The organism is Halomarina oriensis (genome assembly GCF_009791395.1).
GTDB classification, from domain to species: Archaea; Halobacteriota; Halobacteria; order Halobacteriales; family Haloarculaceae; genus Halomarina; species Halomarina oriensis.
In genome coordinates this window covers 1-23,491 of sequence record NZ_WSZK01000017.1, presented here as the reverse complement: position 1 = coordinate 23,491, position 23,491 = coordinate 1, and the positions used below count along the sequence as shown (strand labels likewise).

At 68.1% G+C, this 23,491-nt stretch carries 25 protein-coding genes; 13 read left to right on the top strand and 12 right to left on the bottom strand.

Features of this window, described 5'->3' with window-relative positions; all coding sequences use genetic code 11:
• Positions 1–89 precede the first annotated feature (89 nt).
• The 4 genes from GQS65_RS11260 (at position 90) to GQS65_RS11245 (ending at position 2,378) form a co-directional block, all read left to right on the top strand.
• Complete coding sequence (locus tag GQS65_RS11260; RefSeq protein ID WP_158204746.1) at positions 90–1,136, top strand: zinc-binding dehydrogenase; 1,047 nt, start codon at positions 90–92, stop codon at positions 1,134–1,136.
• Positions 1,129–1,479 (top strand): hypothetical protein, encoded by a 351-nt coding sequence (locus GQS65_RS11255; RefSeq protein WP_158204745.1) that lies wholly within the window; start codon positions 1,129–1,131, stop codon positions 1,477–1,479. Before GQS65_RS11260 ends, GQS65_RS11255 begins: the two co-directional genes overlap by 8 nt.
• A gap of 51 nt (positions 1,480–1,530) precedes the next feature.
• Positions 1,531–2,019: an amphi-Trp domain-containing protein gene (locus GQS65_RS11250; RefSeq protein WP_158204744.1), complete on the top strand. Its 489-nt coding sequence runs from the start codon at positions 1,531–1,533 to the stop codon at positions 2,017–2,019.
• Positions 2,020–2,114: 95 nt separating this feature from the next.
• Positions 2,115–2,378 carry a hypothetical protein gene (locus GQS65_RS11245; protein WP_158204743.1) on the top strand — a complete coding sequence of 88 codons (264 nt, stop codon included), beginning with the start codon at positions 2,115–2,117 and terminating at the stop codon, positions 2,376–2,378.
• A gap of 24 nt (positions 2,379–2,402) precedes the next feature.
• On the opposite strand, the gene GQS65_RS11240 is transcribed toward GQS65_RS11245, so the two are convergent.
• A complete protein-coding gene (locus GQS65_RS11240) occupies positions 2,403–4,052 on the bottom strand; it encodes a thiamine pyrophosphate-binding protein (protein WP_158204742.1) in 1,650 nt (549 codons plus the stop codon).
• A gap of 113 nt (positions 4,053–4,165) precedes the next feature.
• Here GQS65_RS11240 and GQS65_RS11235 point away from each other — a divergent pair, with 113 nt between their 5' ends.
• The 3 genes from GQS65_RS11235 to GQS65_RS11225 all read left to right on the top strand — a co-directional run bounded on the left by GQS65_RS11235 (position 4,166) and on the right by GQS65_RS11225 (position 5,820).
• Positions 4,166–4,630 carry an SRPBCC family protein gene (locus GQS65_RS11235; protein ID WP_158204741.1) on the top strand — a complete coding sequence of 155 codons (465 nt, stop codon included), beginning with the start codon at positions 4,166–4,168 and terminating at the stop codon, positions 4,628–4,630.
• Positions 4,631–4,637: 7 nt separating this feature from the next.
• Positions 4,638–4,742 carry a rubrerythrin-like domain-containing protein gene (locus GQS65_RS11230; RefSeq protein ID WP_158204740.1) on the top strand — a complete coding sequence of 35 codons (105 nt, stop codon included), beginning with the start codon at positions 4,638–4,640 and terminating at the stop codon, positions 4,740–4,742.
• Between the two features lie 223 nt (positions 4,743–4,965).
• Positions 4,966–5,820 carry a DUF2182 domain-containing protein gene (locus tag GQS65_RS11225; RefSeq protein ID WP_158204739.1) on the top strand — a complete coding sequence of 285 codons (855 nt, stop codon included), beginning with the start codon at positions 4,966–4,968 and terminating at the stop codon, positions 5,818–5,820.
• A gap of 69 nt (positions 5,821–5,889) precedes the next feature.
• Here GQS65_RS11225 and GQS65_RS11220 read toward each other — a convergent pair whose 3' ends face one another.
• A complete protein-coding gene (locus tag GQS65_RS11220; protein ID WP_158204738.1) occupies positions 5,890–7,266 on the bottom strand; it encodes an NAD-dependent succinate-semialdehyde dehydrogenase in 1,377 nt (458 codons plus the stop codon).
• A 147-nt stretch (positions 7,267–7,413) separates the two neighbouring features.
• Here GQS65_RS11220 and GQS65_RS11215 point away from each other — a divergent pair, with 147 nt between their 5' ends.
• From GQS65_RS11215 to GQS65_RS11205, 3 genes are all read left to right on the top strand, one after another.
• Positions 7,414–8,136: a glycosyltransferase gene (locus tag GQS65_RS11215; protein WP_158204737.1), complete on the top strand. Its 723-nt coding sequence runs from the start codon at positions 7,414–7,416 to the stop codon at positions 8,134–8,136.
• An 89-nt stretch (positions 8,137–8,225) separates the two neighbouring features.
• Positions 8,226–9,182 (top strand): beta-ribofuranosylaminobenzene 5'-phosphate synthase family protein, encoded by a 957-nt coding sequence (locus GQS65_RS11210; protein ID WP_158204736.1) that lies wholly within the window; start codon positions 8,226–8,228, stop codon positions 9,180–9,182.
• Between the two features lie 197 nt (positions 9,183–9,379).
• Positions 9,380–10,390, top strand: a complete 1,011-nt coding sequence (locus GQS65_RS11205; protein ID WP_158204735.1) for a hypothetical protein — start codon at positions 9,380–9,382, stop codon at positions 10,388–10,390.
• A 186-nt stretch (positions 10,391–10,576) separates the two neighbouring features.
• Here the strand turns inward: GQS65_RS11205 and GQS65_RS11200 are convergent, their stop codons facing one another.
• Positions 10,577–11,212, bottom strand: a complete 636-nt coding sequence (locus GQS65_RS11200; RefSeq protein ID WP_158204734.1) for a ribonuclease H — start codon at positions 11,210–11,212, stop codon at positions 10,577–10,579.
• Positions 11,213–11,342: 130 nt separating this feature from the next.
• Here GQS65_RS11200 and GQS65_RS11195 point away from each other — a divergent pair, with 130 nt between their 5' ends.
• Positions 11,343–12,299, top strand: coding sequence for an EamA family transporter (locus GQS65_RS11195; protein WP_368280079.1), 957 nt, complete (start codon positions 11,343–11,345; stop codon positions 12,297–12,299).
• Positions 12,300–12,366: 67 nt separating this feature from the next.
• On the opposite strand, the gene GQS65_RS11190 is transcribed toward GQS65_RS11195, so the two are convergent.
• From GQS65_RS11190 to GQS65_RS11180, 3 genes are all read right to left on the bottom strand, one after another.
• Positions 12,367–14,517: a right-handed parallel beta-helix repeat-containing protein gene (locus GQS65_RS11190; protein ID WP_158204733.1), complete on the bottom strand. Its 2,151-nt coding sequence runs from the start codon at positions 14,515–14,517 to the stop codon at positions 12,367–12,369.
• Positions 14,518–14,689: 172 nt separating this feature from the next.
• Entirely contained in the window at positions 14,690–15,109 is a 420-nt protein-coding gene (locus GQS65_RS11185) for a universal stress protein (RefSeq protein WP_158204732.1), read from the bottom strand.
• Positions 15,110–15,181: 72 nt separating this feature from the next.
• Complete coding sequence (locus GQS65_RS11180; protein WP_158204731.1) at positions 15,182–17,044, bottom strand: ATP-binding protein; 1,863 nt, start codon at positions 17,042–17,044, stop codon at positions 15,182–15,184.
• A 129-nt stretch (positions 17,045–17,173) separates the two neighbouring features.
• Between GQS65_RS11180 and GQS65_RS11175 the strand changes: the two genes are divergently transcribed.
• Positions 17,174–17,515: a DUF7113 family protein gene (locus tag GQS65_RS11175; protein ID WP_158204730.1), complete on the top strand. Its 342-nt coding sequence runs from the start codon at positions 17,174–17,176 to the stop codon at positions 17,513–17,515.
• Positions 17,516–17,728: 213 nt separating this feature from the next.
• Here the strand turns inward: GQS65_RS11175 and GQS65_RS11170 are convergent, their stop codons facing one another.
• The 4 genes from GQS65_RS11170 to ahbB form a co-directional block, all read right to left on the bottom strand.
• Positions 17,729–18,994 carry a DNA double-strand break repair nuclease NurA gene (locus tag GQS65_RS11170; RefSeq protein ID WP_158204729.1) on the bottom strand — a complete coding sequence of 422 codons (1,266 nt, stop codon included), beginning with the start codon at positions 18,992–18,994 and terminating at the stop codon, positions 17,729–17,731.
• Positions 18,995–19,084: 90 nt separating this feature from the next.
• Positions 19,085–20,428: a glutamyl-tRNA reductase gene (gene hemA / locus GQS65_RS11165; RefSeq protein WP_368280078.1), complete on the bottom strand. Its 1,344-nt coding sequence runs from the start codon at positions 20,426–20,428 to the stop codon at positions 19,085–19,087.
• Complete coding sequence (locus GQS65_RS11160) at positions 20,425–21,063, bottom strand: NAD(P)-dependent oxidoreductase (protein WP_368280098.1); 639 nt, start codon at positions 21,061–21,063, stop codon at positions 20,425–20,427. Before GQS65_RS11160 ends, hemA begins: the two co-directional genes overlap by 4 nt.
• Positions 21,064–21,150: 87 nt before the next feature.
• Positions 21,151–22,212: a siroheme decarboxylase subunit beta gene (ahbB, locus tag GQS65_RS11155; RefSeq protein ID WP_158204728.1), complete on the bottom strand. Its 1,062-nt coding sequence runs from the start codon at positions 22,210–22,212 to the stop codon at positions 21,151–21,153.
• 106 nt (positions 22,213–22,318) lie between these two features.
• On the opposite strand from ahbB, the gene GQS65_RS11150 reads away from it, so the two are divergent.
• Complete coding sequence (locus GQS65_RS11150; RefSeq protein ID WP_158204727.1) at positions 22,319–22,477, top strand: hypothetical protein; 159 nt, start codon at positions 22,319–22,321, stop codon at positions 22,475–22,477.
• A gap of 380 nt (positions 22,478–22,857) precedes the next feature.
• Here GQS65_RS11150 and GQS65_RS11145 read toward each other — a convergent pair whose 3' ends face one another.
• Both GQS65_RS11145 and GQS65_RS11140 read right to left on the bottom strand, forming a co-directional pair.
• Complete coding sequence (locus tag GQS65_RS11145; RefSeq protein WP_158204726.1) at positions 22,858–23,253, bottom strand: DUF5778 family protein; 396 nt, start codon at positions 23,251–23,253, stop codon at positions 22,858–22,860.
• 130 nt (positions 23,254–23,383) lie between these two features.
• Positions 23,384–23,491: cold-shock protein (locus tag GQS65_RS11140; protein WP_158204725.1), on the bottom strand; the 108-nt coding region annotated here is incomplete at its 5' end.

The following is a 23,491-nucleotide window of genomic DNA, read 5'->3' as shown; positions in this document are numbered from 1 at the left end:
CGTTCGGCGGGTAGTGATATAAACCTCCGACGGAGGAGGCCGTGCCACTCATCGGCAGGGTTTTGCGCCGTCCGCTCGGAGCCACGACCATGCAAGCAGTCCAGTTCGGCGAGCACGGCGAGACGAGTGTGCTGGAGTACGACGAGTTCCCGGACCCCGAGGCCGGTGACGACGAGGTACTCGTCGACATCAAGGCCGGGGCGCTGAACCACCTCGACGTGTGGACGCGCCGCGGCCTGCCCGGCGTCGAACTCGACATGCCACACATCCCCGGCAGCGACGCGGCCGGCGTCGTGACCGACGTGGGTGCCGACGTGACCCGGTTCGAGGAGGGCGACCACGTCGCCGTCTGCGCGGGCAAGTACTGCGGCGAGTGTGAGGCCTGCCGCGACGGTCGGGAACCCGAGTGCGACTCCTATCACCTCATCGGCGAGCACGTCAGGGGCGTCCACGCCGAGCAGGCCGCCGTCCCCGCCGAGAACCTCGTGCCCGTCCCCGAGGACGTCGACTGGGTGACGGCCGCGAGTTCCTCGCTCGTCTTCCAGACGGCGTGGCGGATGCTGATGACCCAGGCCGAACTCACGCAGGGCGAGTCCATCCTCGTCCTCGGCGCGTCGGGTGGGGTCGGTCACGCCGCCGTCCAGATCGCCGACCACGCGGGCGCGGAGGTGTACGCCACCGCCAGTACCGAGGAGAAGTTGGAGTACGCCAAGGAGTGTGGCGCGGACCACGTCGTCAACTACGAGACGGAGTCGTTCGCACAGTTCGTCCGTGAACACACCGACGGCCGTGGTGTGGACGTCGTCGTCGACCACATCGGCCCGGCGACGTGGGACGACTCGACGAAGTGTCTCGCCAAGGGCGGCCGCCTGGTCACCTGCGGGGCGACGACCGGCCCGAAAGCCGAGACCAACATCAACCGCCTGTTCTGGAACCAGCTGGAACTGCTCGGGTCGACGATGGCGACGCCGGGCGAGATAGACGACGTCCTCCCGCTCGTCTGGGACGGCACCTTCGAACCCCGCGTCCGGGAGGTCCTCCCGATGAGCGAGGCCCAGCGCGCCCACGAGATGCTCCAGGAGCGCGAGGGGTTCGGGAAGGTCGTCGTCGTCCCGGACAGCGAGTACGATGGCTGAGGACGCGACGAGCGACCGGGCTGGAGGCGGCTCCAGCGGTGGCTACGTCCACGAGCCAACGGAGTTTCACGAGGGAGACGACGAGGACGACGGGCGACGGACGACCCGCGCCTACCACCCGGAGGTGCCACAGTCCGAGGAGTTCGGCGCGAGCGGCTGGGGACTGGTCGCGGCCATCTTCCTCGCGTTCGTCGTCGTCCCGGTGGCCATCCTGCTGGTGCCGTACTCCGACCCGTTCTTGCGGTCGCTGGGCCTGACGTGGCGCGACGCCTACCTGACGCTGCCACTGTTCCCGGCGATGCTGCTCGCGGCGCTGGCGGTGCTGGTCGCGGTGCGCGACTGACACGCACAGGCAAGCACAACCGGGCTACCGGGAGGACGTGTCGGCCCACCCATGTCCGGTCTCAACACCGAACGAGTCGTGACGCGTGCCGAAGCCGCCGACTACCTGCGCGAGTTCGCCGACAAACTCGCCGGCGACGGCCACGCCGGTGCGACGAACGCCGGGACGACGGCCGACACCGGGGTGACCGGTGCGAACACCACCGAGACGACGACCACCGACACGGGCCAGCGGAGCGACCGGGAGACGGAGACGCGACGACAGGGAGGAGCGGACGGCACGACGTCGAGCGAGACGGTCGACCAGTCACAGACCGACACGACCGACGGACACGAGGGGACGAGCGTCCCGAGCGCCGGGAAGGTGACGTTCCTCGTCGGCAACGACAGCGCGACGGTCAACCCGCCCGAGGAGGTGACCCTCGACGTCTCCGTCGGCGAGGACTCCTCGATGATGTCCAGCGGCGCGGAGACGGTGACGTTCTCGCTACGCTGGGACAAGGAGGCCGTCCCCGAGTCCGACGAACTGCGTATCGAGTAGCGCCGTCGAACGGTCCGTCCCCGTAGGAGTCACCCCGCTCGGAGACTGTCGCCGAAGTGGGGAGACTTTTCCGGACGGACGCGTAAGACGAGCGCATGACTCGACTGTTCGAGTACACACCGAGCGTTCGCCGGGGGGTCGGTGCGGTCGGCGCGGCCGGGCGAGTGCTGTTGGCAGCGACGGCGCTGTTCGCAGCGATGAGTCTCTACGGCTGGCGACGGGGGATGGTCGGGCAAGCCCTGAACATCGGCCTGTTGGCGGCGGCGTTCTTCTGTACGTTCCTCCTCTTGCTCCTCGTCCGTGGCTGGGTCGGTCCCTGGCTGCTCCACCGCGTACGGATGACTGCCGACGAACGCTGACGTGCCCGTTCGACCGTCGGTCCCCTACCGCTCGATTCGGACCTCGACGAGCGACAGGTCCTCGCTCCCCACCGCCTCGTCGATAGCGGTCCGGACCTCCGCCCACGTCTCGGGCCGACGCGCCTCGACCCCGAACGACTCGGCGAACCGCACGAAGTCGGGGTTCCCGAGTCGGGTCCCGGTCGACGACCCGCGGTGTTCCTCCTGTTTCTCCGAGATGAGACCGTAGTCGTCGTCGACGAACAGGACGACGGTGAACGAACAGTCCAACCGCTGGGCGGTCTCCAACTCGGCGGCGTTCATCAGGAAGCCGCCGTCGCCCGTCGCGGCGACGACGTTCGGCGGCTCGGAGACATCCCCTCCCTCGCCGTCGGGTTGGGTGTCGTCCTCACCGGAGACGCCGTCACCCCCGGAGAGCGCGACGTCCGCCGCGACCGCCCCCGGAACGGCGATGCCCATCGTCGCCAGGCCGTTCGAGATGAGACAGGTGTTCGGCTCGTAGGTGGGGTACGACTGGGCGATGGCCATCTTGTGACTCCCCACGTCGGATAGCAGGACGTCGTGGTCGGCCATCGCCTCGCGGAGGATAGGGAGCGTGTCGGCGACGGTGAACGGGTCGCCCTCGTCGGGGTGGTCGGTCACCGACTCGACGAGGTCGGTCCGGAGGTCCACGTACCAGTCGGTCTCGACGGGGTCGAGCGAGACGTCACAGAGCGCCTCGATGCCGGCGGCGACGTCACAGACCATCTCCACGTCGGGGACGTAGTGTTCGTACACCTCCGCGGGTTCGGAGTCGAGGTGGACCACGCGCTTGTCACCGTCGGGGTTCCAGCTCTCGGGGTCGTGTTCGGCGACGTCGTAGCCGACGGTGAGGACGGCGTCGGCGCGCTCGATGACCCGGTCGACCTCGCCACTGCCCGAGTCGAGCGTCAGCAACGAGTGGTCGTCGCGGTCCGACACCGCCCCCTTCCCCATGTAGGTGGCGACGACGGGGATGGCCGTCTCGTCGACGAACGTGCGCAACTGCTCGGAGGCGCGTGACCGGACCGCCCCGTTGCCCGCCAGAATCAGCGGCCGGTCGACCGCACCGAGCACCGCGGCGGCCTCCGCGACGCTCTCCGGGTCGGGCGCGGGGCGATGGACGTGCCGGTCGGTCGGTTCGATGACCGTCGCCGAGGACTCCGCTGCTGCGACGTCCTCCGGGAGTTCGAGGTGGGTCGCTCCCGGTTTCTCGTACTCGGCGAGTTTGAACGCCTTGCGCACGGACTCGTGGACAACGTCCGGGTCGTCGAGGCGCGTGTTCCACTTCGTTATCGGCCCGAACATGTCGACCACGTCGATGAGCTGGTGGCTCTCCTGGTGGAGCCGCTCGCGGCCGCCCTGCCCGGTGATGGCGACGAGCGGTGACTTGTCGAGGTGGGCGTCCGCGACACCGGTCAGGAGGTTGGTCGCTCCGGGACCGAGCGTCGAGAGGCAGACGCCGGCGTCACCGGTGAGGCGGCCGTGGACGTCGGCCATGAACGCCGCACCCTGTTCGTGGCGGACGGGGACGAAGTCGACCGGCGAGTCAGCCAGCGCGAACAGGAGGTCTTCGAGTTCCTCGCCGGGAAGCCCGAACACGTAGTCGACGCCCTCCGCTTCGAGACAGGAGACGAGCAGGTCGGCGGTCTTCATGCCCGGAGCCACGCGGGGACGACACATCAACCCCGACCCGGCCAGTCACCGACCGACCGGCCCGCTCTCGGGGACGCGCACACCTCATCGTCACGCGCTTCCTACGAGACGCCATGTGGTTCAGTCACAGGATGGAGACGACGGCTCCGCCACGCCGTGTCTGGGAGGTCTGGACCGACGTCGAGGCGTGGCCGACGTGGGACGGCGAACTGCGCGAGGCGTCGCTCGGCGGGGACGACCGAACCGCCCACTGCGCGGTCGAGGTCGGGACGCGTGGCTTCCTCGACCCGCGGTTCGGCCCGACCGCCGAGTTCGTCGTCACCGAGGTCGACCCCGGCCGGTCGTACAGCTACACGGTCGAGATGCCGCTCGGTCGCCTCCACGTCCGGCGGTCGCTGCACGGTCACGACGGCGGGACGACGTTCACTCACGAGGTCTGGTTCGAGGGGGCGCTCCGAGGGGTCTACTCGCGGACGCTCGGTCGTCGCTACCGGCGAGCGCTCCCCGAGGTGATGACCGCCGTCCGCGACCGGGCGGAGTCGCCGGCCGCGACAGGTTCATCTACCGACGCTGCGTAGTGTTAGCATGGCTCTGTACGAGTGTAACGACTGCGAGCGGCGCTCAGAGACGCCCGGTCGTTGTTCGGTCTGTGGCGGTCGGATGCAGAACATCAGCGTCCTGCGCGACTGAACCGGGGACTGCTCCACCGACGGGCCGTGCCCGACGACGGGAGACGGTCCAGCCCGATAGATAATTGCTTTTTAGATAGTTCCCGAATAAAGTCGAAGCCGCCCGTCCGGTGGGGTATGGAGCTCCCGACACTCCTGCCCGATTCGGTCAGAGACGCCTACGAGACTGCACGCGAACGAGTCCGGTCGTCGTTACCGGAGGTGACGGGACGGGGGGCCGACCGATGAGTACGAGCGTCGACGGCCCGCTGGAACTGTTCGAGGCAGCCTTCGACGTGGACGTGACCCGGACCGCGGTGGTCGTCGTGATGATGCTCGGTCTCGACGCCGTCTGGTGGGTGGCGCTGTTCGACGGCCACGTCCCGATGCCGGGCATGGCGTGGCTGATGGAGCAGGGCGTCCCGGCGGCCGCGCCCGGCGCGATGGAACTCGGCGTCTTCCACGTCGGGACGCTGGAAGCCGTCCTCGGCTACACCGTGATGTGGGGCGTGATGATGTGGGCGATGATGCATCCCGCGATGACGCGGTTCGCCCGCGATTACGCCGACGCACACCAGGGGAGCGCCCTGGAGGCGACGACGGCGCTCGCGGGGTTCCTGACGACCTACCACCTCGTCTGGGCGCTCTCGGCCGTGATTCCGCTGTCCGTCCACGCCGTCCTCCCCGGCGGCGTCTACGGGTTCACACGGTCGAACCCGCACCTCGTCGTCGGCGGTGTCCTCGTCCTGGCGGGGCTGTTCCAGTTGAGCGCGCCCAAACGGGGCCTCCTGCGGAGTTGCTGTGCGGCCGTCGAGGACCACACCGACGGCCTGCTCGACGGGTTTCGGCACGGCGTCGACCACGGCGTCGAGTGCGTCGTCATCTGCTTCGGCCTGTTCTTCCTCGTGATGCCGTTTTTCGGCGAGATGAACTTCTTCTGGATGGTCGTGCTGACGGCCGTCGTCACGATGGAACGCATCCCGACGTGGGGCGAGGAGATATCGGCGGCGACGGGCGTCGTCTCGCTGGTCGCGGGCGTAGTAGTCCTGGTCGTCCGGCCCGCCCTCCCCGTCGCCTTCGAGGCGGTGACGTCGATGTGAGACGGCGAGTCCCCCGCTGACGTTGCTTCTCTCTCCACACGCCACGGCCCGGTCGGTCGACTCGGCTCCTCACTGGTCGGCCGCCGACTGCACCCAGACCGTCTTCTCGTTGAGGAACTCCTTCATCCCGTGTTCGGAGAGTTCGCGGCCGTACCCCGAGTTCTTCACGCCGCCGAACGGGATGCGTGGGTCCGATTTCGTGAGTTCGTTGACGAAGACACACCCCGACTCGACGCGCCGCGCGACCCGTTCGCCACGCTCTAAGTCCTCCGTCCACACCGACCCGCCCAGACCGTACGTGGAGTCGTTGGCGAGTTCGACCGCCTCGTCCTCGCTCTCGACGCGGAACACCGCGGCGGCGGGGCCGAACACCTCGTCGGTCGCCATCGTCGAATCGCGTGGCACGTCCGTGACGACCGTCGGCGGGTAGAAGTAGCCCTCCCGGTCGAGCGGTTCGCCACCCGTCTCCAGCGTCGCGCCCGCGTCGAGCGTCTCGGTGACCTGCTCGTGGAGGTCCTCCATGAGGTCCTCGCGGGCCTGCGGACCGATGTCGGTGTCGTCGTCCGTCGGGTCGCCGATGTCCTGTGCCGCCATCTCGTCGACGAACGCCGAGACGAACTCGTCGTACACCGCGTCGTGGACGATGAACCGTTTGGCGGCGATACACGACTGACCCGAGTTCAGCGTTCGGGCCTGCATCCCCACTTCCGCGGCCGTCTCAACGTCCGCGTCGTCCAGCACGACGAACGGGTCGGAGCCGCCGAGTTCGAGCACGGAGGGTTTCAGTTCCTTCCCGGCGGTCTCGGCGACGGCGCGGCCCGCGGATTCGCTTCCGGTGAGCGTGACACCGCGAATCCGCTTGTCGGTGACGACGTCCTCGATGGCGTCCGAGCCGACGAGGAGACTCTGGAACGCTCCCTCGGGGAGGCCCGCTTCGAGGAACACCTCCTCGATGGCCTGTGCACACCCCGGCACGTTCGAGGCGTGTTTCAGGAGGCCGACGTTGCCCGCGACGAGGTTCGGCGCTGCGAACCGGAACACCTGCCAGAACGGGTAGTTCCAGGGCATCACCGCGAGGACGGGGCCGAGCGGTTCGGAGGAGACGAACGCCTTCGCCTCGGGAGCGCTCTGGAGTACCTCGTCGGCGAGGTACGTCTCGGCGTACTCGGCGTAGTGCTCACAGACCCACGCGCACTTCTCGACCTCCGAGCGCCCGCCAGCGATGGGTTTGCCCATCTCGCGGGCCATCAGTTCGGCGTACTCCTCGGCGTTCTCCCGGAGTACCTCGGCGGCGTCGTTCAGCAGTTGGCGCCGTTCTTCCAGTCGGCGCTCGCTCCACGCGGGGTACACCTCGTCGGCCAGCGCGAGCGCGTCCTCCACGTCCGCCTCGGTGTCGCCCTCGATAGGGTCGAGTGACTCCGCTGTCGCCGGATTCTCTCTCTCCATACAGCGGGCCACTCGTCCCTCGCCGATAGGTGTTGACCCCGCGAGTGCGGCCCCGACAGCGCCCGGAACGACGCGAGCCGTGACGACCAGTGTCCGACGGCACCCCGATACCGAGCGATTTACCGCACGGCGTGAGTACCACGGGGCATGAACGCGGCCGTCGTCGTCCCCGCCTACGACGAGGCAGAGACCATCGCCCAGACGCTCGACAGCCTCGCCCACGCCGACTGCGAGGTGGTGGTCGTCGCCGGCGGCACCGACGACACCGCCGTCGTCGCCGACGCCCACCCCGCCACCGACCGGGTGCTCGACGACGAGACCGAGACCGGCCCCGCCGCCGCCCGGAACCAGGGCGCACGCGCCGTCGACGCCGAGGTGGTCTGTTTCACCGACGCCGACACCGTCGTCCCGCCGGGGTGGGTCGCCCGCCACCTCAGCAGCTACCACGATAAGCGTGTCGTCGGCGTCGGCGGCCCGCTCCGTCCCTACGAGGGGTCGCTACGGGACCGGGCGCTGTTCAAACTGCTCTCCGATTACTGGTATCGTGTCTCCTGGCCCGTCGGCTTCGTCCAGGCGTCGACGAACAACTGCTCGTACCGCCGCGTGGCGCTGCTCGACGCCGGCGGGTTCGACGAGGCCCTGCCGTTCATGGAGGACACCGACTGCTCGCTGCGGATGCGCCACCACGGCCGGATGGTCTACGACCCACTGGCGTACGTCGAGACGTCGCCCCGTCGCCAACACGAGGAGGGCTACGCGGGACTGTTCGCCCAGTACGCCGTCGGCTACGCTCGGTACGCGCTGGGGCTGAACCCCGACCCGGACGCGGGCGACGACGACGGGGACGGCGGGTACTTCCGGCGACTCTGAACGCGACGAGCACTCGGGACGACCGACCGACGGCAGGCGAACGTTTCCGGTGACGAAACGGCCAACCACCCGCCCCGCGAGCGTCCGGTATGGTCCGGGTCGAGACTGGCGCACGCCTCCACGTCGGGTTCACGAACCTCTCGCTGGCCCACGAGCGCCTCTACGGCGGCGTCGGCCTCGCGCTCGACGAACCGCACGTCGTCGTCGAGGCGACCCGCGCCGAGGCAGTCGACGCCGACCCGGTGCTCCGCGACGCGACCCGAGCGGCCTGCGAGGCACTCGGCGTGCCGGGCGCTCGGGTCCGACTGGTCGAGGGACTCCCACGACACGTCGGCCTCGGGAGCGGCACCCAGCACGCACTCGCCACCCTAGGGGCGGTCGCTCGCGCCTACGACCGCGAGCCACGAATCCGCGAGCGTGCCCCCGAACTGGGCCGTGGCGGGCGCTCGGGCGTCGGCGTCGCCACCTTCGAGACGGGCGGTGCCGTCGTCGACGCCGGCCACCCCACCGAGCGGTTCACCACGACACCACCCGCTCGCGGTGAGTGGACGGTCCCGCCTGTCGTGAGTCGCCACCCGGTTCCCGACGACTGGCGGGTCCTGCTGGTCGTCCCGGAAGGCGAGGGGAAGTCCGGGTCGAGCGAGGACGACAGCATGCGTGCCGTCGTCGAACGCGCGGACCCCGCCATCGCGGACGACCTCTCGGCGCTGCTGGTTCGGCAGTTGCTCCCGGCGCTGGCGGCGGGCGACCGCGAGCGGTTCGGCCACGCCGTCGGCGAGTTCGGTCGCCTCAACGGCGCGTGGTACGCCGACGAACAGGGCGGGGTGTACCGCCCGCCAGTCGGCGAACTCGTCGCCACGCTCGGCGACGAACCGTCGGTCACGGGTGTCGGGCAGTCCTCGTGGGGACCGACGGTGTACGGCGTCACCGACCGGGCGAACGCCGACGCCGCCCACGAGGCCGGTGAACGGGCGCTCGACGCGGCCGGCGTCGAGGGGGCAGTCAGGGTCGTCCGCGGACGCAACGAGGGCGCGACGGTGCGGTAGCGCGCGTGACCCAGACAGAAGAGCGAGAGTCCCCCGAACTTGCGACGGTTTTGTTCCGAGTAACTACTCCGTGCTTCAGCTGTTAGCCATGTGCCACGTGTGTGACGGTTTCAGTGCTGACTGGTTTTGAGGTGAGGCAGCGGGTTCTGCCGAACACGTAGGCGAGTTTTCAAGATTATGCGAACTGATAGCCAGGTATGCCTGTCCGACCAATCACCGACCCTCCCGACGAGCACCGCGAGGTAATTATGCAAAGCAGTCCCGCTGACTGGGAGTTTTTCGACATTCCCGAGACGTGGGTGCTCACGACCAACCGGGACTACTCCATCGCGATGCTCTATCCGACAGAGATGGAAAACGAGAAACTTGACCGGTCGTCGTGGACTTCCGTGTTTCCCGACTCCACGTTCTCGTTGAACATGATTCGCGTACTCTACCGGGGAGCACCGTTCACGCAGGTAGTTGTCGTTCAGGTCGATGAGTATCGAACGACCATTGTCGTTCCCAACACAGACCTCAGTGCGGCTGAAGACGAATCCAGCCAGGTACTCACCGAGTTCGAGATGCATCTGAGCGACATCATGTCTGGCGGTGGTCTACACGACTACGACCTCGACATCCGTATCGAGGGCCAACCCGACCGTGAGCCACATGAGACTCCTTCGGTGAAATCACCACCAACGAGAATCCCCGAGCCACTCCGATTGCGCGTCGAGAAGGGAAATCCGAATGACGAGGGACGACCAATCGCTCGGATTTCGCCGGACGTATTCGACCAACTTGACGCAGAGCCAGGTGACTTCGTCGAGATTACGGGAGCCGACAGTGTGTTTGCACGACTCTATCGCTCCGACCGGAAACACTGGAACCCAGAGACGATCCACCTCAACGGCACCCTCCGCGAGAAAGCGGGTGTCGACGTTGAGGACTACATCCGAATCCGCCACGCGGGTGCCCGCGAAGCGCAGACTATCACGGTTAGCCCGTCGGAGGAGACGCCGGTTCAGTTCGACGCAGATCCCCAAGCAGTCGTGAAGCAGCAACTGCGGGGCCGAACGCTCGTTGAGGGGTTCCTCCTCACGATCTCGGATAAGGAAAGCCGGTTGAGTCCACGTGACAAAGTATTCAGTATCGTAGAAACGAATCCTGCCGGTGCAGTCCTTGTGACTCCTGACACCGAGTTCCAGATCAAGAGTAACGACGACTAAACGGAGCGGCTACGACTCCGCAACTCACTATTCTCGACTCGATAGACTCACGCTCTCTGTCTATCGTTGCCGACAATCCGCACAGTAGCTGATCTGCCTCGATTACGTTCGTACACCGAACGTGCCAATCGCAACGTCTAGCGTCGCCTCTGCGAGAGTGTGATGAAAGAGCCGAGAAGTACGCGTTCAGTCGCTGGCGTTGCCGGTGTTGCGGTTCGCCCGCGACGGCGGTGGGTACTGCGGGCCGGGCGACTCGGTGGTCAGCGACGGCAGGACGCAGCGGGCGGGTTCGTCGTTGACGAACGCGTACTGGTCGGGGGCGTTCGCGAGACAGTGCGCCGGGTTGACGCCGCTGTCGATGCGTGCGGCCCGAATCTCCCGGAAGCCCGCGATTCGGGCGCGGATACCCCGCCAGTGGTACTGGGTGGTCACCGGCACGCGATAGGGGTGCGGTGGGCCGTGAGCGGGTTGTCGAGCGGCCAGCGCCGCCCGGTTGACGTTGGCGGCGAGGTCGTCGTGGTCCAGGACGATACCCACGCTCGCGTCACGGGGTGCGCGCGTCGCCAGCAGGTCGAGTCCGAGGTGGAGCGCCCGGTACTCGGCGACGTTGTTGTCGGGGACGGCGTCGGTCACGGAGCGTCGCGCGACGGTCTCACCGTCGCGGGTCTCGATGACGACGCCGAGTCCGCCGCTGGCCTCCCGGAAGGACCCATCGGTAGCGACGTAGTAGTCTCGGTGATGGGTGCGCGGGGGGTGCGCGATGTGCGGCGTGGGGGACTCGTCGAACAGGTCACGCAGGGTCGGCCGACCGTAAGCGGCCATGCCAGTACGTTCTCACGAATCGACTTAACTTTGCGGGTAGAACTACCGCTATCGGCAGAAATCCCGGACCGTTGCTCACGATAGCACTCCAGAGCGAAAGGTTGACGCGGGCGCTGTGCCGACTCACGGCGTGACCCGCTATCGGAACGTCGTGCTGTTCGTGCTCCTCGCCGCGGCGTGGGGGTCGGCGTTCATGGCTATCAAGGCCGGCCTCGGCGACCCGAGCGCCCCCGGCCCGTTCTTCGAGACGCCCGTCCTGTTCGCCGCCGTCCGCTACGACGTCGCCGGCGTCCTCATGCTCGCGTACGCCGTCGTCGTCCTCGACGACCCGCTCCCTCGCACCCGCAGACAGGTCGCCGAGGTGGCCGTCGGCGCGACGTTCCTCATCGCCGCCTACCACGCCTTCCTCTTCGTCGGCGAGTTGAACACGACGAGCGCCGCCGCCGCCACCATCGTCTCGCTGTCGCCCGTCCTCACGACGGCCATCGCCCGTGGTCTGCTCCCCAGCGAGCGACTGGACCTCGCGGGGCTCGTGGGCCTCCTGTTGGGGCTGGTCGGGGCCGTCGTCATCGCCGACCCGTTCGGCCAGACGAACCTGCTGAGCGCGAACGTCGTCGGGAAACTGCTCGTCTTCGCCGCCACGCTCTCGTTCGCGTTCGGGAGTGTCCTCACACGGCGACTCGACTCCGACCTCGACATCGAGGCGATGGAGGCGTGGTCGATGCTCGGCGGTGCGCTGTTGATGCACGCGGTGAGTTTCGCGCTCGGCGAACCGGTCGCCTCGGTCGAACTCACGACAGGGGCGCTGCTCGCACTGGGCTATCTCTCTGTGGTCGCCAGTGCGCTCGGCTTCCTCGTCTACTTCGACCTGCTCGACCGCCTCGGACCGGTCGAGATCAACCTCGTCTCCTACGTCGCGCCGGTGTTCGCCGCCGCCGCCGGCTACCTCTTCCTGAGCGAGACCATCGACGGGACCACCGTCGTCGGCTTCCTCGTCATCGTCGTCGGCTTCGTCCTGCTCAAGCGTGACGCGATTCGCGCGGAGGTGCGGTCGGTTCGCGGTGGCCCGACTCACGGCGACGACTGAGGCCCCCGTCCGTGGCCGACGCTCGGCGTCGGTGGCGAACTGCGAAAGAGAGCCGCGTCGGTGGCGCTCAGTCGTCGCCGTCTTCCGTGAGGTCGATGGTGAGCGTGCGCTCCTCACCGGCGTCGATGGTGACGGTCCGGTGGTCGAGCAGTTCCTGCTCGGACGCGCTCGCGTAGTCGAACGTCGTCTCGTCGCCGGGCAGTTCGTAGCCCGCGAGCGTGACCAGCACGTCGTAACAGTTCGGACCGTCGGCGACACTGACCGTGACGCTCACTTCGCCCGTCTCGGGGTCGTAGCTCGTCGCGTCGTAGGTGACCGTACAACCCTGGATGGACTCGGTGGTCTCGCCCTCCGGCACCTGGTGGGTGCCGGTGACGGTGCCGTCCTGCAGGAGCGTCGTCGCCTGCATGAGGTTGCCGTTGACGTTCCCGTAGAAGTCGGGGCGGCCGTCGTCGTCGCCGTCGACACCCAGCGTCTCGATGACCTCGCTGTTGGCCAGGTCGATCTGGTAGGCGGGTACGTCGTCGGAGTCGTCGGAGTCGTCGGAGTCGTCGGAGTCCTCCGAATCGTCACCGTCGTCCGAATCGTCACCGTCGTCGGCGAACGGGTTCTCGGCGAGGAACGAGTCGAACTGGACGTTCGAGACCCCCGCCATCGACTCGTTCTCGCTGACGGCGTCGCCGCTACCGTCCGCGAGTGCGCCCGTCACGGGGTCTGCGAGCGGTTCGGCGGTCAGGCTGGACGGACCGTCGCTGGCTCCCCAGTAGTTGCCCGTCGCGTCGACGACGGTGTCGCCCTCGTTGTTCACGCCGAGTCCACCGTTGTCGGCGACGACCGACCCGTGAATCTCGGCGGCGACACCGTCGGCGTCACCGACCGCGACGCCGTCTCTGGCGTTGTTCCGGATGCTGCTCTCGGTGACGGTGAGACCGCCCTGCCGCACCTCGACGTCCGAGTCGACGTCGACGAGTTCGATGTACTGAATCCCGTCGTCGCCGTTGTCCTCGATGGTCGCGCGAGTGACGGTCGTCTCGCCGGCGGTGTAGACGCCGTAGTTCCCGTTGTCGACGAACGTGTCGTCGGTCGAGTAGAGACCGCCGTAGTTGGAGTGGAACCCGTCGCCGGTGTTGTTCCGGTAGACGTTCCGCTGGCTCTCCGTGTAGCCGTCGGGAGTGAACACACCGTTGCGCTCGTTGCCCGCGAGGACGCTGTCGGTGATGGTCAGGGTGCTGCCGGTCGATGCCAGCACGCCGTCCCGGCCGTTGTCGGTCGCCACGGTATCGGTGACGACGGCGTCACCGCCGCGGACGTAGATGCCGTCCCCGCCGTTGTTCTCGACGACCACGTTCCGAACCGTGGCGTCGCCGTAGCCCTCCGGTGCGTTCGAGTCACCAAGCACTTCGATACCCGTGCCGGCGTTGTCCCGGACCTCGGTGTCGGTCACGACGAGTTCTCCGAACACGGAGATGCCGTCGCCGGTGTTGTTCTCGACGACGTCACCGGTCGAGTCGAGGTCGCCGCCGAAGACACCGACGACACCCAGCCCCGTCCCGCCGTTGTTCCGAATCGTGTTGTTCTCGGTGACGAGTGCGGTGTCCTCGGAGACGATACCGCCCTCACCGTTGTTCGCCACGAGGTTGTCACGGAACGTGACCGGACCCTCCCCCTCGATGGCGGAGAAGCCGTTCTCCTCGTTGTTCACGATCTCGTTCCCGACGAACGTCCCGCTGGACATCTGGAAGACGATGCCCTGTCCGTTGTCGGCGACCACGGTGTTCGTGAAGGTGCCGGCGTCCCCGATGGAGTAGACGCCGACGTCGTTGTCGACGATGCGGCTGTCCCGGACCGTCCCGGACTCGGGGTTGAGACCGTCGCTCCACCCGCTGACGGTGAGGTTCTCGACGGTGTAGCTCGCCGTCGCTCCGAAGGTGGTGATACCGGTCCCGGCCCGGTTCGTGGCGTCTTCGTCGCCACCGCTGAGCGTGTAGCCGTTGCCGTCGATACTGACGTTCTCGGCGGAGATACCGATACACACGCCATCGGTGTCGTTCGTGACGTTCCCGGTCAGTTCGTAGGTGCCGGGCTCCTCGATAGTGGTACACGACGAGATGGTCTGTGGCGCAGCCTGCGCACTGCCGGTGACGACGACGCCGGTAGCCATACCGGAGAGGACCGTCAGGGCGGCGAACGCGACCGCGAGGAATCGTTTTGATTTCATTCCGCGGACGGGTTTTGACAGGGTCGGGGTATTGTTACCCGGTCCTGACGGTCGTAATGCACGAACTAATGGGACGAAACCGTAGAACCGTTCGCCGACAGTCACGGGGCGTGTCACACCGAGAACAGTGGCGACTGGCGGCGAGGTGACGAGAGTGCGAGCGCGTATCGACTCACCTGACGACGGTGATGGGGACCGAGGACCGTCGGACGACCGCCTCGGCGACGCTCCCGAGGATGAGCCGCGACACCCCCTCACGACTGTGACTCCCGAGGACGACGTGGTCCACCCCGTAGTCCTCGGCGTAGTCGACGATGACCCTGGCCGGCCGCCCCGCTTCGACGACCGTCGACACGTCGACACCGCGGGCCTCGGCGTTCGTCCGGCCCTGGCCGAGGTGTTCGGCCGCCTCCTCGCGCGCGTTCCGGTACCAGACCTCGGAGGTCCCCGGCGCGCCGACGTCGGCGAACCCCGCCGACGGGTCGATGGCCGCCAGGAGCGTGAACCGGGCGTCGGGAAAGAGGTCCAGCGCGTACGACAGCGCCGCCTCGGCCCCCTCCGACCCGTCGAGTGGCACGAGAACGTGTGTCATACCGAGAGTCGTCCGTTCGTCGATAAAACCGTTGTGGCGAGAACACGGTGAGGGCGGCGACGCGGCGACGACTCAGTCCCGGCCGTGACGTGTCAGACAGTGGGGGAGGCCGATTATCTCGACGGGTTCGGAGTTGTCCGGGGAGTAGACCGCCATCTGACCCTTCTCGAAGTACGGCACCTTCCCCTCCAGCGACGACGGGAGGTTGACGGACCTGATGGCGTCCTCGTCGCCGAGGTTGAGGACGACACTCGTGTTGACCTGTTTGAACACCGGGTCCGCGACGTCCTGTGGGTCCTGCGTGATGAGGAACAGACCCAGTCGTTCCTTTCGGCCCTGCTTGGCGGCGTCGGTGAACTTCCCGATGACCTTCCGCGCCTGCACGCTCTCGGCGTCGGTGAGGAAGTTGTGCGCCTCGTCCATCCCGACGACGAGCGGCGTCTCCTTGATACGGTCGTAGACGGGGTCGTTCGACAGTTTCTGGTCGATGAGCAGCGAGGAGAGCGCCAGCACGACGGTCTCTTTCGCCCGCGTGTCGTTGATGTGGTAGGTGGGGACGACGGTGAGTCCGCCGGGCCGGACGAACTGGTGAATCTGCTCGGTGATGGGCGGGGCGTCCTGGTCGAAGACGTTCCCGAACCCACGGATACGGCGTTTGACGGCGTCGAACGTCGCCTCGTGGACCCGACCGGACTCGTGGAGTTCCTCGCGCAGACCTGGGTCGTCGACGAACGAACAGAACTCGCGGTAGGTGCCCGAGTCGCCGTGCTGGCGGAAGAACCGGTCGAGCAGGTCTCGCAGCGCCCCGTACTGGTTGTCGTTGAGCGACGACCCGGCGACGAGCCACTTCGAGTCCCAGACCATCGAGAACGGGATGGTGAACTCGACCTGCTCGGCGCGGTGGTGACTGGCGGCGTACGTCGCGTTCCCGACGCGTGGCACGAACGCGACGGTGTCGTCGTAGCCGCCGTGTTCGACGCCCTCGGCCTCGTAGGCGCGGGCCGTCTCGTCGGGCAAGTTCGGGTTGTCGTCGTGCATCTGGGCGTACTCGTCCTGCGGGTCGAACTGGACCACCGCCGTCTCGGGGGAGCGCCCGTCGCTCATCTCGTAGGTCCGCCCGAGATACTGCCGGAGCACGTTCTTCGCGGCGTGGGTCTTCCCCGACCCGGTCCCCCCGGCGACCAGCGTGTGCCGGAAGACGAGGGGGTCGCCCGAGTCGTAGTCGTCCTTGAGGCGGTAGTCGACGGTCGGCGGAGTCGTCGCCGCCCGGACCTTCTCGCCCCCGACCGCGAGGTGGCCGAGGAAGACGCCCTCCTCGGGCATCTTCAGGCCCGTCTTTATCTCCTCGGGGTCGGTCGCCGGTCGGACCACCGTCTCGGGTTTCGGCACGCGGTCGGTCATCCGGCGCTTGAGGTCGCCGCCGTCGTCGTACAGCACCGCGACGGGGTCGAGCGTCGCCATGAACTTGTAGTCCTGCTCGTCGATTCCCTGTGTCCGCATCGCCCGGCGGGCGTGGATCTCGTTGGCGTCGTCCGACCGGAACTCCTGGACGTACTCCAGCGCGGTGATGCGACAGAACAGCCGTTCGCCGTCGGGATACTGCGCCAGCAAGTACGAGCCGATTCGTACCGCCGAGCGGTTCGAGACGGTGACGTACGCCCGCAGGCAGGTGTCGCGGTCGTCCTCGCTGACGACGAGGCCCGCGGAGGCCGAGAGCGTCCCGATACCGCGGTCCTGCCCGATGTCGGGCCGGTCGACGCGCTGGAAGTCGTCGGGTTCGACGGTCGAGTCGGTGGCATCGGCCGCGGTGTCGGTCGAAGCGTCGGCGTTCGGACCGTCGCGCTGGGAGGCGTCACCGTCGGCCTCGCCGTCGGTCGAGAGGTCGGCGTCCGGGTCGTCCGCCGAGAAACCAGAGAAGTCCCCGAGGTCGGTCATGTCGGGCGGTTGGTGCGCGTGTACAAACCGGTTTCCCTGCGTGGCGCTGGCGGCCCGTCGGCCGCGTCGTCTGACAGCCGTCGTCCCCGTCCGGACAGCCTTTTCCGACGTGACGCCGTATCTCGTACAATGTTACTCATCAGTGGTCACGGCGGGGGGACCACGCTCACCGGCACGCTGTACGAACGCGGCGAGCGTGCCCCGGAGTTCAAGGGCGCACCCGACGAGGACGCGCCGTACGTCTGGGTCTGCGACGAGTTCTACCAGGTCGAGAGCGGCGGCCAGACCCAGACCATCGACGGCCAGGAGGTCCAGGTCGCGTTCGAGACGCCGATGCCCCGCGGGTTCGAGACGCGCGACCAGGGGATGGCGGCTGCCGAAGACCACATCCGCACGCAGTTCGCCCGCGTGGGCGTTCGAGAGGCCGACGTGGAGATAGAGGTCGTCAAGACCCAACCCGGCGCTCGGTAGCGAAGGAGCTGTTTTCAGTGGAGTCGGTGAATCAGTAGAGGCAACCTCGAAAGCCCCCGCGCTCACGACTCGGGGGCCTCGTTTCGCCCTTCACTCACTACGTTCGTTCCAGTGCTTACGTCGGCCGCCTTCGCCCTGAGCGCGGCCCCTTTCAGTCCCACCCGTGGCTCGTGTCGCGGGTCGTCGCCTCCCGATTCGTGTCGCCGGTCGTCGCTACTCCAGCAGGCCCCAGCGCTCGTCGTCGTAGGTGGTGTCGGCCTCGGTGTCGAACGCACGCTCGAGCGCCTCGCGGAGCGCGTCGGTCTCGGCACGACCGATTTGGGCGAGACCGTCGGCCTTGGCGACGGCCATCGGCGGCCCCTTCTCGACGGCCACCCCTTTGAGCGCCTGCATCGTGATGGCCTCGCGCTGCTCGGCGTCGGCGGTGAAGACGGCGGGAGCTTCGAGGCGGTAGACCACGTCCGTCCGCGGGTCGTAGACGACACAGAAGGTGACCTCGTAGGCTTCCGGCGGGAGTTCCCGGTCGATGCCGAACGCGTCGCTGAGCGTCGAGAGTTCGTAGTCCGCGCCGCCACGCGAGACGAACCAACTGGTGAACGTCAGGGCGTCGGTGACCCGGTCGTACTCGACGCCGTCCTCGCCGTCGACCCGTTCGCGGCGTTCGAGCACCTGCGAGAAGAACGCGGCGTCGTTGACCCACGGCGCGTTTCCGCGCTGGCGGCGCACGGTCCGGGTGATGGCGCGGGTGATGGGCGTCTTGACGAACCCACACAGCGGCACGTCGCGGTCGGCGAACGACTCGACGAGGCGGATGTAGTTCTCGATGACGTCACGCGGGCGCTCGTCCTCGGCGAGCAGGTCACGGAGTTCGGGTTCGCGGTTCGCCCAGTTGAGCAGGCCCTTCGGGTAGACGGGGCCGTCCATCACCAGCAGGTCGGAGACTACCTCGGCGTTCTCCAGCGCGTGGGAACTCTCGGCGAGGAACAGCGCGAGGTCGTGGACGACCGCGGTCTCGTAGCGGTCGACGCGCGGGGCGTGGAGCACCCGGCCACGGGTGTAGCCCTCGTCGAACATGGTCCACTCGCCGTTGAGGTCGGCCATCGCGTCGTTCGTGTGGACGGTCATCACGGTCGTTCGGCCCCGGTGGAGGTCGAGGTCGGAGGGGACGGCGCTCATCGCCGCCTGCGCCACGTCGAGGACGACGCCGTTCTTGAACGTCGTCGGGTTGATGGTGCCCGAGTCGAGGCCGTGGCGCGTCTCGAAACGGTCGGGTTGGAGGGCGGCCTCGTCGACGGGCATCATCCGGCGGCGGTGCTCGTCGAGCGGTTCGAGCACCACGTCGCCGTCGAGACGTAGGGGGTCGAGCCAGTCGGCCCACACCTCCTGGGCGAACGCCCGGTGGTCGCTCGCGTCCACGTCCTGCCGGATGCGGCCGGCGAGACGGGTGATGCCCTCGAAGTGCACCGGGTCGAGTGTCATACCGGAGGACGTGAGCGTGTCGGCAAAAAGGCATCGTGGCGCGGCCGTCCACGGGAGCGACGCGGCCTCGACTGTGAGACGTCTCCCGGTTCAGTCGTCGAGCTGTTCGAGCACGGCGTTTGGCATCCCGTCGCGGACGGATTCGGGGATGTCCTCGGCGGCGTTGGCGGGAATCGGCGGGACGGCCCCGGCGTCCTCGCTCGGGTCGAACAGGCGCAACGCGGTGTGGATGGTCGACCAGTCGTCGCGCTCGGCGGCGTCACGGAGGCTCTTGGTCGGCGCGGCGAGCAACTGCCCGACCAGCGCGTCCGCGAGCGACTCGACCACTTCGTGGCGCTCCTCGTCGCTCTCCGCCGCGTCGAGCCGTGAGAGCGCCTTCCCGACCTCTCGGGTCTTGATGCGCTCTGCGCCCTCGTACATCGCGCCGATGGCCTCGTCGGCACGCTTACGTTTGTACTGGGCCAGCAGGTTCTCGAACTCGCGGTCGATCATCGCCTCCACCTCGCGGGCGGCGACCGCTCGCCGTTCGGCGGTGGCGTCGGTGACGTCCTCCAGCGTGTCGAGGTCGACGACGGTCACGTCCGCCAGCGACTCGACCCCGGCGTCGACGTCACGCGGTCGCGCGAGGTCGACGAGGTACGTCTCGCCGGCCGTCGAGAGGTGGCCGGCGTCGATGACCGTCGTCGGCGCGCCGGTCGCCGAGACGACGACGTCGGCGGCTTCGAGCGCCGGCGAGAGCGCACCGAGACCGACGGCGCTGGACTCGACGCCGTCGAGCGTTCGTGCGACGTGTTCGGCGGTGGCGAGCGTCCGGTTGGCGACGACGACGTGTGCGACACGGTCGGCGAGCGACCGTGCGGCGAGCGTCCCCATCTCGCCGGTGCCGACGACCAGTGCCGTCGCGTCGTCGAGGGCGTCGAGGTCCGTCTCGGCGAGTCGGACGGCCGCGCTCCCGAGCGAGACGACGCCCTCGTTGATGGCCGTCTCGGTGCGGGCGCGTTCGCCGACGTGGATGGCCTTCGTCAACGCCTCTTCGAGGACCGGACCGACCCCACCGGCCGCCCGCGAGGCGAGGTAGGCGTCGCGGAACTGGCCGAGAATCTGGTCCTCGCCGACGACGAGCGATTCGAGGCCGCAGGCGACGCGCATGAGGTGGCGCAGACTCGTCTCGTGGTCCATCGGCACCACGCCCTCGGCAGGGACGTCGGCGACGACGCCGGCCAGTGCGGTCCGGCCGTCGGCCTCGTCGTCGGTGACGACGTACGCCTCGACGCGGTTGCACGTCTGGAGCGCGAACGCCTCGTCGACCTCGGGGACGGCGAGCAGGTCCGCGACGAGGGTCCGGGCGTCCTCGGCCGCCGCGGCGTCGATGGCGTCGAGGTCCGCGTGCTGGTGGGCGACGCTGACACCGGAGATGACACTCGCGGTCGTCACGGCGACTCACCCAACTCCTCGGAGACGATTTCGTCCACTATCTGTCTGGGGTTAGCGACTCCATCACCTAAAGCCTTCCAAACCCGGTCCGAACGAACCACCGCACGCAGGGCCGCTCGCCGTCGTTCCGGAGGGTGCACGTCGCGCAGTTCTCGGCGGAGTTCGGCCGTGAGCGCGGCGAGTTCACCGGCACCGTCGACGTCGGCCTCGATTCGCTGTCGGAGCACCTTCGTCAGCGCCGGCACGCCCGTCGAGAGGCCGACGACCACGTCGCCGTCCCGGACCATCGAGGGGATCGCCACGTGACACGGGTCGCGCGCTCCCGCCCGGTCGGCGCGGTTGTAGAGCAGGCCTCGCTCGGCGGCGACTCGTTCGACCGTGGCGTTGACAGCCGTGTCGTCCGTCGCGGCGACGACGAGGACGGGGTCGACCCGGTCGACCCACTCGGCCACCGCGTCGGGAGACGGGGCCGCCCGCACCCGTCGCGCGTCGCCGAAGCCGTGCTCGGAGAACGTCGGACTCACGACGACGACGTCGCTCTCGACGGCGAACGTCCGGGCACGGCGGGCACCGACGCGACCACCACCGAAGACGAGGACGGACTCGCCGGCCAGGTCGTGGAGGAGCGGAAGCACGGTCTCAGCGCCCCCGACGGCCGGCCCGCACGCCTCGCTGGCCGCACCTCCCATCACGTCCGACGACTCTCGACTGGACGTACATCGCTATTGCTCGGTATTCGCGTCCGCACGCTCGGTCATCCGGATACCGGTCTTCTTCAGGATACGCGTCGAGAACAGCGAGTCCCAGTCGTCGTCGCCCACCACCCAGAACTCGCTCATGCGCTGGCGGACCTGCTCGATACGCTCGCGACTCTCGGCCTCGCTGCGCCCGTGGGTCATGGCGAAGAAGTTGTACGGCCAGACGGGTTCGTGGCGCGGGCGCTGGTAGCAGTGCGTGACGAAGTCCAGCGAGGCGACGGCCGGCCCCACCTCCTCGACCAGTTCGTCGGGGACGTTCCAGACGGTCATCCCGTTCTCGGTGTAGCCAAGCGCGTAGTGGTTCGGGATGACGCCGACGCGGCGAACCTTCCCCTCCACGTCGAAGCGCTTGATCGTCTCGAGGACCCACCCGGTGTCCTGCCCGATAGCGTCGGCCACGTCGGCGTACGGCGTCCCGGTGATGGGCAGGCCACCCTGAATCTCCACCACCAGGTCGCGCTCGGCGGGCGTGAGCGTCGTCCGTTCGGTCGGCGTCACCTCGGGGCCGAGATGCGACAGGTCCACGTCGCCGTCGGGAATCGGGCCGTCGAGCAGGAACTTCGCCTCGACGCGGAACTCTCGTTCTTTGGGCATGTCGTACGTCTCCTGGCCCGTCTCGGCTTCGATGTCGGCGAGGACACGTTCGACCTCGTCTTCCTCGGCGACCGAGACGACGAACCACATGTTGAGGTGGGGGTGTTCGCGCTCGTAGTTGTGCGCCACCTCGCGGTGGGCGTTGACCAGTTCCGCCACCTCGTCGTAGCGTTCGGGCGGTGCGTGCATGGCGACGAGCGTCGCCGTCCCACCGATGGCCTCGGCGTTCACGAGCGCTCCGAAGCGCGTCAGGACGCCCTCCTCGTCGAGCGTTCGGACCCGTTCGAGCAACGCCTCGGCGGTGACGTCGACACCGCGTTCGCGGAGCGCCTCGCTGGCGGGGTCGAACGGTCGCTCACAGACGGGGAACCCCCCCTGGAAGGCGTTGACGACGGCCCGGTCGAGCCGGTCCAACTGCGCGGCCGCGTTCATGCCAGTCGGTCGGGCCCACCGGGTGATAAGAACCGCGTTCGCGGCCGCGAGCCCGGACTCTCGTGCCGGCGGCGGCTTGATATGCCCCGACGAGCTAGCACCAGCCATGAGCGTCTTCGTCTCCTGCGAACGCTGTTCGAGAAGCGAGATGTACGACGACGAGCACGCCGCCCGCGCCGACGGGTGGGCGGACCTGAGCATCGACGGCGTCGTCGGCCCGGCCGACCAGTCGGAGTACCGTGGGTGCTGTCCGGACCACGCCTGAACCCTCGACGGTTCGGAGTCGCTCCGCTCGGCGCGTGTGGCGAACGAACGGGACGTGAGCACGACACCGTGGGGACGGTACGCCGAGACCGACGCCAGCAGTTCCGCCAGCCGTCCGGTCTCGGGCGTCCCCGGCACCACGCCCGTCTCGCGGTGGTGCGTCACCACACCGGCGTCCGCGCGGCCCGGAAGGTGGGTGTGCGTCAGCGAGGAGACGACGCCCGTTCGTTCGACCGACTCCGCACCGAGGGTTCACTCCTACTGTCACGTTCTCGTCGGTGGCTCACGGACTTCACCTCGGTGCCGTATCTCAGCGTTGGATAGCCGGGAACGATACACCACATCCGGCAACAGCGGCGCTGTCGGGGTGTTTTCCGCTTCCTACTCGCCTTCGACGCTGTCGGCGCGGAACCCGAGGTCCTCGATGCCGGCGACGACCGCCTCCTGGTCGGCGTCGGCCTCGTAGTAGAACACGATCTTGAACGTCCCCTCCCGGAGCAGTTGCTGACACTCCCAGACGAACTCGTCTTCGGCGATGGTCAGCCCCTGGTGCTGGTTGAGGCCGAACCGCGAGTCGTCGTTGCCCGAGTAGACGTACCACTCGCCCTTGCTCGACTCCTCGGCGACGACGTCGCCGATGTCGAGGGTCGCCTGGTGGAGGCGTGCCTCGTCGTCGTCGCCCAGTCCGGTATGGACGACGACGCCGTTCAACCGGATGTCACCGGGTTCGAGCAGCGCCTTCGTCCGCTCGTAGAGGTCCTTATCGACGGTTTCCATACATCCCACTCACTGCCGACGGTGTTACCTCTCACGGTCTGCTGACGCCGTCGCGGTGCCGGCCCGCCGAGGTGCGCCGCTGGGTGGCGTGATAAACCGGGAATCGTTGTTCGTCGTGTGAACGACGGCCTTACAGACGGGTGAGGTTCGTCGCACGCGGACCCTTGTCCGCCTGCTCGATGTCGAACTCGACTTCCTGGCCCTCTTCGAGGTCCGGGCCGCCGACGTCCTCCATGTG